We start from the raw sequence: 13,379 nt of genomic DNA, 5'->3' as shown, positions 1-13,379 counted from the left end.
GGGCACCGACCGGCGCCCGCAACCAGAGGGAGGAAGACCGTGACGCGGACAGCATCACCGGCCACGCGCCCCGTGTCCGACCAGGACTACAGCTCCATCGTGCGCTTCTACGCGGCGCACGGGCAGCTCCTCGACGCAGGTCGGGCCGAGGAGTGGGCCGAGCAGTTCACCGAGGACGGGGTCTTCGCGCAGAACGTCAAGCCCGAACCGAAGGTGGGCCGCCCGGCGATCGCCGCGGCCATGCGCAAGGGGATCGACGCGCTCCAGGAGCGCGGACTCACCCGCCGCCACTGGTTCGGCATGGTGGACGCCGAGACCCTGGAGGAGGACGCGGGTGACGCGGACGAAGCCGTCCGTACCCGGTACTACGCGGTGGTCTTCGAGACCCCCGCGGGCGGTGAGCCCCGTATATACCTGAGCACCACCGCCGAGGACGTCCTGGAGCGGCGCGACGGGCAGTGGCTCGTGCGCAGCCGGCGCATCGACCACGACGGGGCCCCGGCATGACAGCTCTGTTCGACACCGCCGGTCTCGGGCGCCTCACCCTGCCCAACCGCCTGGTGATGTCCCCGATGGGCCGCGGCCGCACCACCGCGGACGGCACACCGCTGCCGGTCATGGCCGAGTACTACGCCCAGCGCGCCTCGGCCGGGCTCATCATCAGCGAGGCCACCCACCCCGGTCCGGTCGCGGTCGGGCACGCACACAGCGTGCGCCTGCACACCGCCGAGCAGGCGAAGGCCTGGTCGGCGGTGGTGGACTCGGTGCACGCCCGGGGCGGCAGGATCTTCCTGCAGATCATGCACGCGGGCCGCGTCTCCCATCCGGACCTGCACGGAGCCGTCCCGTTGGCCCCCTCCGCGGTGGCCGCGCCCGGCATCGCACGGGTCTTCGAGGGCGCACCGCCCTACCCCGTGCCCCGGCCGATGACGGGGGAGGACCTCACCCGCACCGCGGAGGAGTTCGCGCGCTGCGCCGAGACCGCGGTCGGCATCGGCTTCGACGGCGTCGAACTCCATGGAGCCAACGGCTACCTGCTCCACCAGTTCCTCGCCGCCAACACCAACCTCCGCTCCGACGCCTATGGCGGCGGCCCGCAGGCCCGCGTCCGGTTCCCCGTGGAGGTGGCCGCCGCGGTGGCCCGGCGGATCGGCGCCGACCGGGTGGGCATCCGGCTCTCGCCGGGCTTCCCCCTCAACGGCATGGACGAGCCCGACCGCGCCGAGGTCTATCCCGCCCTGCTCGTCGAGCTCGCCGAACTGGGCCTCGCACACGTGCACTTCGTGGCGGGCAGTGACCCGGAGCTGGTCCGCCGGCTGAGCCGCAGCTGGCCCGCGACGGTCATCGTCAACCTGGGGACCGGCCTGCAGGACACCGCCGGCACCCGTGCGGCGGCGGACCAGGCCCTCGCCGACGGGGCGGACCTGCTCTCCTTCGGCCGCCAGTTCCTCGCCAACCCGGACCTGCCCGAACGGCTGCGCGGCGGAACGCCGCTCAACGCCCCGCGCCCGGAGTTCTTCTACGAGGGCGGCCCGGCGGGCTACACGGACTACCCGGCACTCGGCGCATCCGTGCCGGCCGGCTCACCCGCCGCCTGACGCGCTCCGCCCTCCACGTCCGTCCGCGTCCCTCCGCACCACACGTACACGCACACCCGTATCCACGCCCACCGAGGAGTCCCGCCATGGTCGTCTTCGTCAACAAGCTCACCCTGATCGGTTCCGCCGAGGAGTTCGAGAACAAGTACGAGGCCGTCGGCGCCTTCATGGAGACCCGGCCCGGCCTGATCCGCTACTCCCTCGTCCGTTCCTCCAAGGACCCGTCCGTGTACTTCAACCTCGCCGAGTGGGAGGACGAGGAGACCTTCCACGCAGCCCTGCGCGAGCCCGAGTTCCGCAGCCGGCTCGACGCGCTGAGCGGTCTCATCAAGGGAGAGCCGCACCTGAGCGTGCCGGTGCGGCAGGGCGAGTCCGTCCGGCCGTGACCGCGCGGACCACGAGGCCGGGGGCCCCGGGAGAAGCTTCGCGCTCCTCCCGGGGCCCCCGGCCTCGTCCACACCGGTGGGCAGGTGGTCAGCGCACGCCCCCGTCGACGCCCAGCACCTGCCCGTTGACGTACGAGCTCTCCGCCGACGCGAGGAACAGCACGGCCTCCGCGACCTCGGCCCCGGTACCTGGCCGGCCGGAGGCCAGCGCGGCGGCCACCATCGGCCCGAACCGCTCGTCCGCCAGCAGGGCGCTCCCCATGCCCGCGTCGATGTAACCCGGCGCCACGCAGTTGACCGTCGTCCCGGACGCGGCCACCTCCAGGGCGCAGACCCGTACCAGAGCCTCGATCGCCGCCTTCGACGCGCAGTAGGCGGCCGCGCCCGGCATCGCCCGGGACCCCAGCAGGGAGGACATCGCGATGATCCGTCCACCGGGCTCGGCGCCCACGTACGGCAGGGCCGCCTGTACCGTGCGGAAGACCCCGTTCAGATTGGTGTTGATCACGTCGTACCAGTCGTCGGGCGGCAGCGCGGCGACCGGCCCAGGACGGCTGATGCCCGCGTTGGCGACCACGATGTGCGGACCCCCGTACCGCTCATGCACGGTGCGCAACAGCGAGGACATCGCGTCGGGCGCGGTCACGTCCGCCTTCAGGGCGATCACCCCGTCACGCGTCGAGCCCTCCTCCGCCTCCCGCGAGGCCACCACCACGGTGGCCCCCGCCGAGACCAGCGCCTCGGTCACCTCCCGACCGAGGCCACGGGTTCCCCCGGTGACCACGGCGGTCCTTCCACGCAGTTTCATCGTTCCTCCCACGGACGGGCTCGGGCAACACGCGGAGCCTCGCCGGGGCGGCTCGTGGCCTGGCGGAGCCGTGGTCGAGGACGAGGACGTACCGGTGGAGCGGTGCTGGATCACGGCTCCAGCGGCCCCCGGCAGCGTGGGGCCATGACCACCCCTCCCGCACCCTCAGGCGGCGCAGCTCAGCGGCCGGCCGCCGTTGTAGCCGACCATGTCCCGCATGGCCTGCGCGGAGGCGATCCGGCTGCCGCGCGCGCCGCCCTCGGCCTCCTGGAAGGCGCGGTACAGGTTCCCGACGAGCCGCTCCCCGTCGAGCAGTTCGGCGAAGGGCCCCGGCCCGGCCCTACGGGCCGTCGTGAGCGGGTCCAGCCCCCGGGCGAGTCCCCACGCGGCCACCTCGGCGACCCGGCGGAGGTAGGCCTCGGTCGCGTCCAGCAGCTCGGGACCGCCCAGTGCCCCGTGCCCGGCCACCACGGTGCGCGGCCGCAGTTCCCGCAGCCGTCCCAGCGCCTCGACCGATCCGGCCAGGGAGCCCATCAGGACGAACGGCGCGGCACCCGAGAACACCAGGTCCCCGGCGAACAGCACGCGCTGATCGGGAAGCCACACCACCAGGTCGTCGCCGGTGTGCGCCACCCCCGGATGCAGCACCTCCGCCGTGACACCCCCCAGGTGCAGTGTCGCCCCGTCCCGGACGGTGACCGAGGGCAGGACCGTCTCGGTGCGCCCCCACTCGACATCCGGCCACATCGACTGCAGGGACAGCCCCTTGCGGAGCAGCTGCCCGGGCCCCGCCTCGTGTGCGAGGAACACGGCGTCGGGCCCGGCGAAGAGGTGGTTGCCGAAGGTGTGATCACCGTGGTGGTGGGTGCTGAGGACGATGCGGCGGCGTCCGGGAGCCAGCTCGTCCACGACGGCGCGCAGCGCCCGGGCCCGCCGCTCGGTGGCAGCGGTGTCCACCACGAGAACCGTGTCCGAACCCGCCACGATCCCGGCGTTGTTGACGCACCAGCCGCCCGGCTCCTGCACGTAGGCGTGCACTCCGTCGGCCACCGTGTGCACCGATCCGAGCATGGCTTCTCCCTCACGTCTTCGGTCCTGGGGGCCCAGCCGAACACGGCCCGCTGGAGAGCGGCTGGAGGAAAGGGAAGCGAGCGATGAGGTTCGGTCTGCTCGGAGGACTCTCGGTGCGCGACGGCTCCGGCAGCCATCTGCCGACCGCACCCAAGCAGCGCCAGCTCCTCGCACTGCTCCTGCTGCACGCCGGGCACGTCGTGCCCGTACGCGTCTGCATCGCCGAGATCTGGGGGGAGGACCCGCCCGCCAGCGCCGGCACCACCCTGCAGACGTACGTCATGCACCTGCGGCGGCTGCTGGCCCGGCTGCCCTCGGTGGGCTCCCGGGAAGCGGCCCACGAACGGCTGCGGATGAGACCGCCCGGCTACGTGCTCCACGTCCGGCCGCAGGAATTGGACCTGCTGCGCTTCGAAGAACTGGTGGCGTCCGCCGGCAAGCTCCCCGAGAGCCGGGTGGCCGCCCGCAGCCGCCTGCTGCGCGAGGCCCTCGGCCTGTGGTCCCGGCCCATGCTCGCCGACGTCCGCACCGGATCCGTGCTGCGTCCCGCCGTCACGCACTGGGAGCAGCGCCGGCTCGCCGTCCACGAGGACTACCTCGACACCCGGCTGAGGCTCGGGCAGCCCCGGGACGTCCTGCCCGACCTGGCCGTCCTCACCCGCCTCCACCCCACCCACGAGCTGCTGCACGCCCGCTACATGAGCGCCCTGTACGCGGTCGGCCGCACCGGTGACGCGCTCGCCGCCGGTGACCGGCTGACGGCCGCCCTCGCGGAGGACCTGGGTGTCGCGCCGGGCTCCGCCGTGCGGCGCCTGCGGGACACCATCCGCGCCGGCGGCCCGGCTCCGGACCCCACTGTGCTGCTGCGCCCCATACCGGCCCTGTGAGACCGGTGCCCCGGCGCGACCCGAATCCGAGGAGTACCCGTGCCCGTCCCCCTGCAACGCGACCCCGACCTGACCCGGGCCGTCCTCACCCACTGGTTCGGCACCCGGTCCGCCGACATCGGTGAGGTGCAGCTCGGCCCCGTCACCGTCCCCAAGGAGGTCGGCTTCTCCGGCGAGATCCTGCTGCTCGACGCGCGGTGGACCGAGGGCGGTCGCGCCGTGTCCGCACCCCTCGCGATCCGGGTCGCCCCCACCAACCACCGGGTCTTCCCCGAGGACCACTGGCAGGACCAGGTCCGGGTGCTGAAGCTGCTCGGCGACACCGCGCTGCCCGTACCGTCGGTGCGCTGGGACGAGCCGTCCGACAGCTACCTGGGCGCTCCGTTCGTGGTGATGGACCGGGTCGACGGCCAGGTGCCCGCAGACCTCCCCTCCTACCACCGGCAGGGTTGGCTGGCGGAGCTGACGCCCGGGAACCGGGAGACGGCGTGGAACGCGGGCGTCGACCTGCTGGCGCAGGTCCACCGCACCGACCTCTCCACCGGGGCGTTCGCCTTCCTGGACCGGGCCGAGCACGGCCCCGTGGGCAGCGGACGCCTGCTCCGGCACCTCGTGTCCCACCTGCAGTTCTACGGGATCGGCGCGAACCCGGCGGCCCACCGCGCCCTCGACTGGCTGACCGCCAACCTGCCCGCCGACGAGGGCCCGCCGACGCTGCTGTGGGGTGACGCCCGCCTCGGGAACATCATCTACGACGGTCTGCGGCCCGCCGCCCTCCTCGACTGGGAGCTCACCGGTCTCGGGCCGCCGGAGGCCGACCTCGCCTGGTTCCTGCACCTGGACCGGCACCTGAGCGAGGGCATCGGCGCCTCCCGGCTGCCCGGACTGCCCGAGCGGGCGCGGACCGTCGCCCGCTGGGAGGAGGGGACCGGGCGCCGGGCCGAACACCTCGCCTGGCACGAGGTGTTCGCCGCGTTCCGGTTCTGCGTGATGACCGCCCGGGTGACCCGGCTCCTGGGCGAGAGCGGCATCCTGCTGCCCGGCACCGAGGTGCCGCTGCACCGCAATGCCACGACCCTGCTGGCCACCGTCCTCGACGAGGCCGGCGCGCCGGCGGCCCACGCCGCTTCCAGAAGCGGTGGACCAGTCCTCCACCACGCGGGACGAGGTTGGCCGTACACGGGAGGTGAAGCCGACGATGGCCGTCGATGACACACGGTTCCGCGCCCTGTTCGGCGCACATCCGGCAGGGGTCTGCGTGGTCACCGCCGTCGGCGGCGACGGCCGGCCGAGCGGCCTGACGATCAGCGCCGTCTGCTCCGTCTCGCGCACTCCGCCACTGCTGCTGATCTGTGTGGACAACGGCTCCCGGACGCTGGATGCCATCCGCCACGCGGGAGCGTTCGCCGTCAACTTCCTGGCCGCGGGCCAGGAGCGGCTCGCGGACCACTTCGCGGGCAAGGGCGCCGACAAGTTCGCGGGCGTCGACTGGCGGCCGTCCGAGCACGCCCTCGGCGCGCCCCTGCTGCCCACCGCACAGGTCAGTGCCTTCGCCGAGTGCCGGGTACGGCAGGAGATCGCCGCCGGCGACCACCGTGTCCTGCTGGGCGAGATCGAGGACGCCGGGGTGAGCGGACACGCACCCCTCGTCTACCACCGGCGTGACTACGTACGGCTGCCCGTGCCCGCCCGGACCGGTTGACCCCCGCCCGCAGCCCGGGACGGCCCGCCCACGGGCCGTCCCGTCCATCCCCGCCACAACGACCGAGGGGCCTCCATGAAGTTCGGCATCAACCTGTTTCCCACCGTCGGACCCGCCGAGAAGTCCGCCGGAGCACACTTCGAGGAGTCGCTGCGGCTGGCCGAACTCGCCGACGAGCTCGGCTTCCACCACGTGAAGACCGTGGAGCACTACTTCCACGAGTACGGCGGCTACAGCCCCGACCCCGTCACCTTCCTGGCCGCCGCCGCCGCCCGGACCCGCCGGGTACGACTCGTGACGGGCGCCGTGCTGCCCGCCTTCACGCACCCCCTCAAGCTGGCCGGCAAGCTCGCCATGCTCGACAACATCTCCCAGGGCCGGCTCGACGTCGGATTCGGACGGGCCTTCCTCCCGGACGAGTTCGCCGCGTTCGAGGTGTCCATGGACGAGAGCCGGGCCCGCTTCGACGAGGGCGTCGAGGCCTGCCGCCGGCTGTGGAGCGAGGAGGACGTCGTCTGGGAGGGCCGCTTCCACCGCTTCGGCCCGGTGACGATGCTGCCGCGCCCCTGGCAGGCCCCGCACCCGCGCATCCTCGTGGCCACCGCGAGGACGCCCGCCTCCGCGGAGTCGGCCGGCCGGCTCGGGTACGGGGTGATGCTCGTCCCGTCCATCAACCCGCGCGAGCAGGTCCAGCAGACCATCGGGCTCTACCGCGACGCCGCCTCGGCCGCCGGCTTCAAGCCGACCGAGGAGGACATCCACATGAGCTACAGCTGCTATCTGGCCGAGGACCCGCAGGAGGCCCGCACACAGGGCAAGCGGGCACACGAACGCGCGGGCCGGGCGCTGGCCTCGGCCGTCGAGGCCTGGCGCGATACCCGCAGCGCCGACTACGCGGGCTACGAGAAGATCGTCGAAAAGGCCACGGGGCGCGGCGACTTCGACCGTTCGGTCGCCCAGCGCAAGGCCCTCGTCGGCTCGCCCGCCGAAGTACGGGCGGCCATCGACGAGATACGCGGCTGGTTCGGGGACTTCACGATCAGCCTCCAGGTCATATCCGGCGACATGCCCTACGAGGAGTCCGCCCGCACGATGCGGCTCTTCGCCGAGCACGTCCTGCCGCACTACGCCAACGACTGAGGGAGATCCATGGTCCCGCCCACCCGGCCGGGCTCCGCGGGCGGCTCGTCCGTGGGCGCGACCGCCACGCCGACGGCGGAGCCCGCCGCCCGACCGCCCAAGGCCGACGCCGCGCTGGCCCGGCCCCGGCGGCGGCCGTGGCGACCCCTCCTCGCCGCAGTCGGCATCGTCCTGCTGGCGATGGCGCTGCACGCGCTCGTCACCAACCGTGCCTTCCGGTGGGACGTCGTCGCCCGGTACTTCACCGCCGACGCGGTGGTCGCCGGCCTGATGACGACGCTCTGGCTGACCGCGGTCGCCTTCGTCGCCGGCTTCGTCCTCGGCACCGTCCTCGCCCTGATGCGCCTGTCCGGACAACGCATCCTGGTGACCCTGAGCTGGGGTTACACCTGGCTGTTCCGCTCGGTGCCGATGCTCGTCCAACTGCTCTTCTGGTACAACATCTCGCTGCTCTACCCGAGGCTCTCCCTGGGCATCCCCTTCGGACCCGCCTTCACGGAGTTCTCCACCGAGCGCCTGATCAGCGGGGTGACCGCGGCCGTGATCGGCCTGGTGCTGCACGAGGCGGGCCAGCTCGCGGAGATCGTCCGGGCGGGCATCCTCTCCGTGGACCGCGGGCAGACCGAGGCGGCCGAAGCCCTCGGCCTCGGCCGGTGGCGGATCTTCCGGCGCGTCGTCCTGCCCCAGGCGATGCCCGCCATCCTCCCGCCTGCGGGGAGCCAGGTCATCGGGTTGCTCAAAGGCACCTCGATCGTCAGCGTCATCGCCGTCCAGGACCTGCTGTTCGCCACCCAGCTCATCTACAACCGCAACTACCTCGTCATCCCCCTGCTGCTCGTCGCCACCCTCTGGTACCTGCTGCTGACCTCGGCCCTGGGTGTCGTCCAGCACTTCGTCGAGCGCCACTACGGAGCGAAGGCCCGCGCATGAGCCGACACCCCCGCATGATCGAACTGGATGGTGTGACCAAGTCGTTCGGCCCGCAGCGAGTCCTCGACGGGATCTCTCTCGGAGTCGAACGCTCCACGGTCACCTGCGTCATCGGCCCGTCCGGGTCGGGCAAGAGCACGCTGCTCAGATGCGTCAACCGGCTGGAGCGGATCGACGCCGGAAGCATCACCGTGGACGGCGAGCTCATGGGCTACCACTGGCGCTACGGCCGGCTCCACGAGCTGGGGCCCAGGCAGATCGCGCGCCAGCGCGCCCGTACCGGCATGGTCTTCCAGAACTTCCGGCTCTTCCCCCACATGACGGTCCTCGACAACCTCACCGAGGCGCCGATGGCCGTCCTCGGACTCCCGCGCGCACGGGCCGAGGCCCGCGCGCACGCACTGCTGGAACAGGTCGGACTGTCCGGGAAGGCGGCCGCGCGGCCCACTCGGCTCTCGGGCGGCGAGCAGCAGCGCGCGGCCATCGCCCGCGCCCTCGCGATGAGGCCGAAGGTCATGCTCTTCGACGAGCCCACGAGCGCGCTCGACCCCGAACTCACCGGCGAGGTCCTGAAGGTGATCCGGGCCCTCGCCGACGACGGGATGACGATGGTCATCGTCACCCACGAGATGCAGTTCGCCCGCGAGATCGCCGACCACGTGGTCTTCATGGACGAAGGCCGGATCGTCGAGTCGGGCCCTCCCGAGCAGGTACTGGACCACCCCGCCCAGCCGCGCACCGCGCGGTTCCTCATCCGCCTGTGACGGCGCCGCCACCCCGGAGCAAGGAGGCACGATGACCCCCGCACGCACGACCCACCGACCCGCCGCCCGCCGCGTGAAGGCCTGTTCGGCCCTGCTGGCGGCCGCCCTGCTCGCGCTCACGGGCTGCGGCGGCGGAGAGATCCCCGAGGAGCGCCGGGCGCGGGACTACGGGGCGCAGGACGTGGTCTCCGCGACGGCCGAGGTGCCCGCCATCGCCGCGCACGTGCCGGCGCAGACCCGGGCCTCCGGGACCCTGCGGATCGGCTCCGGGATCGGCGTCCCGCCCATCGCCTTCAGCCCCGAGGGCGGGGGAGAGCCGCGCGGCGTCGACATCGACGTCTCCGAGGCCGTGGCCAGGGTGCTGGGGCTGACGGTGGACCGCCAGCACGTCAGCGGTGCCTCGCTCATCACCGGGCTGAACGCCGGCCGCTACGAGCTGGGCACCGCCAACCTCGCGGTCACCCAGGAGCGGACCCAGGTCCTCGACTTCGTCCTCTACCTCACCGACGGCGCGGGATTCGCCGTCCGAGAGGACAGCGCCCTGAAGCAGGTCACCGGCCTCGGGGAGCTGTGCGGGCTCCACGTGGGCACCGGCATCGGCACCACCTTCGAGTCGGACCTGCGCGCGGCCGCGGAGAAGTGCGCCACCGAAGGCAAGAAGCCCCTGCAGATCAGCACCTACCCCGACGCCGCGACCCACTTCCTGGCGCTGCGCCAGGGCCACGTCGACATCTTGATGACGACGTCGAGCGTCCTGCGCTACGCGGCCGCGCAACAGCCCGGACTGCGGTACCTGAACGAGCTCGACCGCAAGAACGTCGGCCTCGCCATGAAGAAGGACTCGCCCCTCGCCCAGCCGGTCAAGGAGGCCGTGGACCACCTGATCCAGGACGGCACGTACGCGCGCATCCTGAAGAAGTGGAACCTGGAGCCCGCCGCCGTCCCGGCCTCTGCGGTCAACCCGCCGCCCACCCCGGCTCCGGCCCCGGCCGTTCCCTGACCGCAGCTTCCCGAAGCGCCGGGCCCGGTGTGCCGCCGTCACCAGCGGCACACCGGGCCCGGCTCGCCCTCGGGCACGGCCACCGCCGCGTGCAGCGACCCGCCCGGGAACAGGCTGTACACCTGCCAGCCGGCCGCCACCCGCACCGGACCCGGATCCCGCGGCCTCGTCTCGACCGCCCGCAGATCCATGGCGATGCCGTGCCCCGTGGCTTTGGCCACCGCTTCCTTGCGGGTCCAGCACCGGAAGGCCAGCGCGCGCCCGCCGGCGCCCGCCACGGCGCGCCGCTCCCGGGCGGAGAACGCCGCACGGGCCACGGCGTCGACGTCCAGCGGCCGCTCCCGTTCGAGGTCCACCCCGACCGGATGCCCGGGCGCCACGGCCAGCATCCAGTGCGGTCCGGAACGCGAGAGGCTGTACGAGAGCGCCGGGCCGTCGGCGGGCATCCGCACGACGGGCGGGCCGTGCCGGCGCTCACCGCAGACCGGGCACGGGCCGCGCCCGAGGGGCACCCGTACCGGATCGACGTCCAGCACAGCGCCCAGGCGCCGCCGCACGGCTGCGTGCGCAGCGGCGTACCGGCGGGCGGCGAGGGGAGTGCGCAGCCGGCGTAACCGCTCCAGCTCGTCCGGCGCGAGCAGGGCCGCGTCCGCCGCCAGGGTGTCCGCGCGGTCCTCGCTGCGCCCCTGCCACAGGGTCACCCGGCGCGGGATCACCCCGCCCGGCCCGCGGTCGCGCACAGCTCCAGGACGGCGCAGCTCCAGGTGAACCCGGCGCCGACACCGAACACCAGGCACCGTTGCCCGGGCCGGGTCCGTCCCGAGTCGGCCAAGGCCGCGAGCCCGGCGAACTGGTCACCCGCGCCGAGATGGCCCACCGAGCTGCCGAACGCCCACGTGGTGCGCTCCTCGGGGATGTTCCAGCGGCGCAGGAACACCGAATGCAGTCGCCTGCGACCGAAGTTCGGCAGGACGAACCAGTCGATGTCCGCCAGTGTGCAGTCGGCGTCCGCCAGCGCCCGCTTGAGCGCCTCGTCCTGGCCCGCGTTGATCCGCGCGACGGTGTACGAGCGGCCCGTCTCTTCGACGAACTCCTGTTGGAGCAGACCGAGATCGATCGGCGTCCGGACCGAGAACGGCATCCGGCCGAAGGGGTCGGACCCGCGGTGCATCCCCTCCAGGTCTGCGTCCGAGACGGTCGCCAGACTGACCAGCCGGGCGAAGGCGGCCCTGCGCGACAGGACCAGTGCGGTGCCCGCATCCCCGTACACGGTGCCCGGATCGCTGCGCCAGCGATCGAATCCGGGCGCGCCGAAGACGTCCCCGGTGGTGAGCAGCGCGGCCGTGCGGCCGGAGCCCGGCGCGAGATGCCCCGCCGCCAGCTCCAGCGCGGCCATGCCCCCGTTCGACAGCTGCCGGATCTCCACGGCCGGGCAGCGGTTGCCCAGCGCGTACCGCTGGATGTACGAGGCCGGCGCCCACAGGTCGTGGCCCTGGTACTGGACCGTGGCGTGCAGCAGCAGATCCACGTCCACCGGATCGACGTCCGCCTGCGCGAGCGCCAGGCGGGCCGCCTCGACAGCGAGTTCGGGGGCGGAGCCGCCCGCAGAGACCGCGACCGAGGTGATCCCGGAGCGCTCCGCGGTCCGCTCGTCGCACAGCCCATCGCGCAACGCGTCGGACACCGGGCTGCGGCGCTCCACGTGCAGCGCCGCCCCGGCTATGTACAGGTCGTCGTACCTCATGTCCCGATGGCCCTTCCACCAGCTGTCCAGAGCAGTTGCCGCAAGCGCGTCCGGGCCGTCGGGCCCGGGGGTGCCCGGGCCCGACGGCCTCATGCCCGCTCGCGGAGCCGGCCGGGATGCGGATCGCGTACCCCGGCGGTGGAACCACGATGGGATCCGGTGCTGTACGAGCGGTCCAGCAGCACTGGAGCCGGTGGCCGCACCCTCGTCCGCGACGAGAGGAGTCACACATGACCGCCCAACCACCGCCCGTGGTCCTGCTCTTCCCCGGCCAGGGAGCGCAACAGCCGGGCATGGCCGCCGGCCTGTACGGGGCCCACGCCGGCTTCCGCCGCGCCATGGACCGTGTGCTCGGATGCTGGGAGGAGCACGGGCACTTCCTGCGCGACCACTGGCTGGCCGGCCGCCCCGGCGCCGACACGGACGCCCTCCAGTACGCCCAGCCCCTCCTGTTCTCGGTGGGCTGGGCCCTGGGCCGTACCGTCATGGACGCGGGGGTCCGGCCCGCCGCGCTGCTCGGCCACAGCGTCGGCGAGGTCGTCGCCGCCACGCTGGCCGGCGTCTTCACCCTGCCCGACGCGGTGGCCGTGATGGCCGGCCGCATCACCTCCCTGGCGGGGGCCCCGGCCGGCGGGATGCTCGCCGTGGCCGCCTCCGTCGAGGAAGTCGCCCCGTACACCGACGCCGACGTGGTCGTCGGAGCGGTCAACGGCCCCCGCCAACTCCTGCTCGCCGGACCGGAGAAGGGCCTGCGGGCCGCCGAGGAACGGCTGCGGGCCGACGGCTTCACCTGCCGGCGGGCCCGCGCCCTCACCCCCTTCCACAGCCCGGTACTGCGCGAGGCCGCACTGACGGCCCTGCCCCAACTGGCCGGGTTGCCGCTGCGCACGCCCACGCTCCCGCTGTACTCGGCATACACGGGGGCACTGCTCACCGACCGGGAGGCCAGGGACCCGCGGTTCTGGGCACTGCAGCCGGCCGAGCCGGTGCTGTTCGGGCCCGCCCTGGACGCCCTGCTCGGCGGGCGCGACCTGCTGCTGGCCGAGGCCGGACCCGGCCAGGGCCTCACCACGCTCGCCCGCCGCCATCCGGGCGTGGTCCGGGGCGGCTCGGTGGTGGTGCCGCTGCTGCCGGCCCGGGCGGGTACGGGCTCGGCGGAGGCGGACGGCCTGCACGCCGCCCTGGTGCGGCTCGGCCCCGGGGCCGCCGTGCCCGGCCCAGGCTCCGGCTCGGGCTCCGCCACCATGCCCGCCGCGAGGTCCAGGGCCTCTCGACCCGGGCTCCAGAGCGGCTCCCCAGATTCGGGTTCCGGGACCGGAGCGCCGGTTCTCACGGACGGTAAGTGAGGT

15 protein-coding genes are annotated in these 13,379 nt (G+C 73.5%); 11 read left to right on the top strand and 4 right to left on the bottom strand.

The window, feature by feature from the left end:
* Positions 1–39 precede the first annotated feature (39 nt).
* The 3 genes from KO717_RS10300 to KO717_RS10290 all read left to right on the top strand — a co-directional run bounded on the left by KO717_RS10300 (position 40) and on the right by KO717_RS10290 (position 1,984).
* Positions 40–507, top strand: a complete 468-nt coding sequence (locus KO717_RS10300) for a nuclear transport factor 2 family protein (RefSeq protein ID WP_301366146.1) — start codon at positions 40–42, stop codon at positions 505–507.
* Entirely contained in the window at positions 504–1,598 is a 1,095-nt protein-coding gene (locus tag KO717_RS10295) for an alkene reductase (protein WP_301366145.1), read from the top strand. The genes KO717_RS10300 and KO717_RS10295 overlap by 4 nt, the downstream gene beginning before the upstream one ends.
* A gap of 86 nt (positions 1,599–1,684) precedes the next feature.
* Entirely contained in the window at positions 1,685–1,984 is a 300-nt protein-coding gene (locus KO717_RS10290; protein ID WP_301366143.1) for an antibiotic biosynthesis monooxygenase family protein, read from the top strand.
* Positions 1,985–2,072: 88 nt separating this feature from the next.
* Here KO717_RS10290 and KO717_RS10285 read toward each other — a convergent pair whose 3' ends face one another.
* Both KO717_RS10285 and KO717_RS10280 read right to left on the bottom strand, forming a co-directional pair.
* Positions 2,073–2,792: an SDR family NAD(P)-dependent oxidoreductase gene (locus KO717_RS10285; RefSeq protein WP_301366141.1), complete on the bottom strand. Its 720-nt coding sequence runs from the start codon at positions 2,790–2,792 to the stop codon at positions 2,073–2,075.
* A 165-nt stretch (positions 2,793–2,957) separates the two neighbouring features.
* Positions 2,958–3,863: an MBL fold metallo-hydrolase gene (locus KO717_RS10280; RefSeq protein ID WP_301366139.1), complete on the bottom strand. Its 906-nt coding sequence runs from the start codon at positions 3,861–3,863 to the stop codon at positions 2,958–2,960.
* An 83-nt stretch (positions 3,864–3,946) separates the two neighbouring features.
* Between KO717_RS10280 and KO717_RS10275 the strand changes: the two genes are divergently transcribed.
* The 7 genes from KO717_RS10275 to KO717_RS10245 all read left to right on the top strand — a co-directional run bounded on the left by KO717_RS10275 (position 3,947) and on the right by KO717_RS10245 (position 10,286).
* Complete coding sequence (locus KO717_RS10275; RefSeq protein WP_301366137.1) at positions 3,947–4,750, top strand: AfsR/SARP family transcriptional regulator; 804 nt, start codon at positions 3,947–3,949, stop codon at positions 4,748–4,750.
* Positions 4,751–4,789: 39 nt separating this feature from the next.
* Entirely contained in the window at positions 4,790–5,962 is a 1,173-nt protein-coding gene (locus KO717_RS10270) for a phosphotransferase family protein (protein WP_301366135.1), read from the top strand.
* Positions 5,949–6,452 carry a flavin reductase family protein gene (locus KO717_RS10265; RefSeq protein WP_301366133.1) on the top strand — a complete coding sequence of 168 codons (504 nt, stop codon included), beginning with the start codon at positions 5,949–5,951 and terminating at the stop codon, positions 6,450–6,452. The genes KO717_RS10270 and KO717_RS10265 overlap by 14 nt, the downstream gene beginning before the upstream one ends.
* Before the next feature lie 75 nt (positions 6,453–6,527).
* Entirely contained in the window at positions 6,528–7,592 is a 1,065-nt protein-coding gene (locus KO717_RS10260; RefSeq protein ID WP_301366132.1) for an LLM class flavin-dependent oxidoreductase, read from the top strand.
* A 9-nt stretch (positions 7,593–7,601) separates the two neighbouring features.
* The gene (locus KO717_RS10255; protein ID WP_301366130.1) at positions 7,602–8,522 is read left to right on the top strand and encodes an amino acid ABC transporter permease; all 921 of its coding nucleotides are present in this window, start codon (positions 7,602–7,604) and stop codon (positions 8,520–8,522) included.
* Complete coding sequence (locus tag KO717_RS10250; RefSeq protein ID WP_301366128.1) at positions 8,519–9,286, top strand: amino acid ABC transporter ATP-binding protein; 768 nt, start codon at positions 8,519–8,521, stop codon at positions 9,284–9,286. Before KO717_RS10255 ends, KO717_RS10250 begins: the two co-directional genes overlap by 4 nt.
* A gap of 31 nt (positions 9,287–9,317) precedes the next feature.
* On the top strand, positions 9,318–10,286 hold the full coding sequence (locus KO717_RS10245) for an ABC transporter substrate-binding protein (RefSeq protein ID WP_301366126.1): 969 nt from the start codon (positions 9,318–9,320) through the stop codon (positions 10,284–10,286).
* Between the two features lie 38 nt (positions 10,287–10,324).
* On the opposite strand, the gene KO717_RS10240 is transcribed toward KO717_RS10245, so the two are convergent.
* Together KO717_RS10240 and KO717_RS10235 are read right to left on the bottom strand one after the other, a co-directional pair.
* Positions 10,325–11,026 carry a 4'-phosphopantetheinyl transferase family protein gene (locus KO717_RS10240; RefSeq protein WP_301366124.1) on the bottom strand — a complete coding sequence of 234 codons (702 nt, stop codon included), beginning with the start codon at positions 11,024–11,026 and terminating at the stop codon, positions 10,325–10,327.
* Positions 10,999–12,030, bottom strand: a complete 1,032-nt coding sequence (locus KO717_RS10235) for a ketoacyl-ACP synthase III family protein (protein WP_301366123.1) — start codon at positions 12,028–12,030, stop codon at positions 10,999–11,001. The genes KO717_RS10240 and KO717_RS10235 overlap by 28 nt, the downstream gene beginning before the upstream one ends.
* Before the next feature lie 230 nt (positions 12,031–12,260).
* Between KO717_RS10235 and KO717_RS10230 the strand changes: the two genes are divergently transcribed.
* Positions 12,261–13,376, top strand: a complete 1,116-nt coding sequence (locus tag KO717_RS10230; protein ID WP_301366121.1) for an acyltransferase domain-containing protein — start codon at positions 12,261–12,263, stop codon at positions 13,374–13,376.
* The last annotated feature ends 3 nt before the right edge of the window (positions 13,377–13,379 follow it).

Origin of the sequence: Streptomyces xanthophaeus, from assembly GCF_030440515.1 — a bacterium.
GTDB classification, from domain to species: Bacteria; Actinomycetota; Actinomycetes; order Streptomycetales; family Streptomycetaceae; genus Streptomyces; species Streptomyces kutzneri.
The sequence above is the reverse complement of the archived record's forward strand: the minus strand, read 5'-3'. Positions and strand labels throughout refer to the sequence as shown.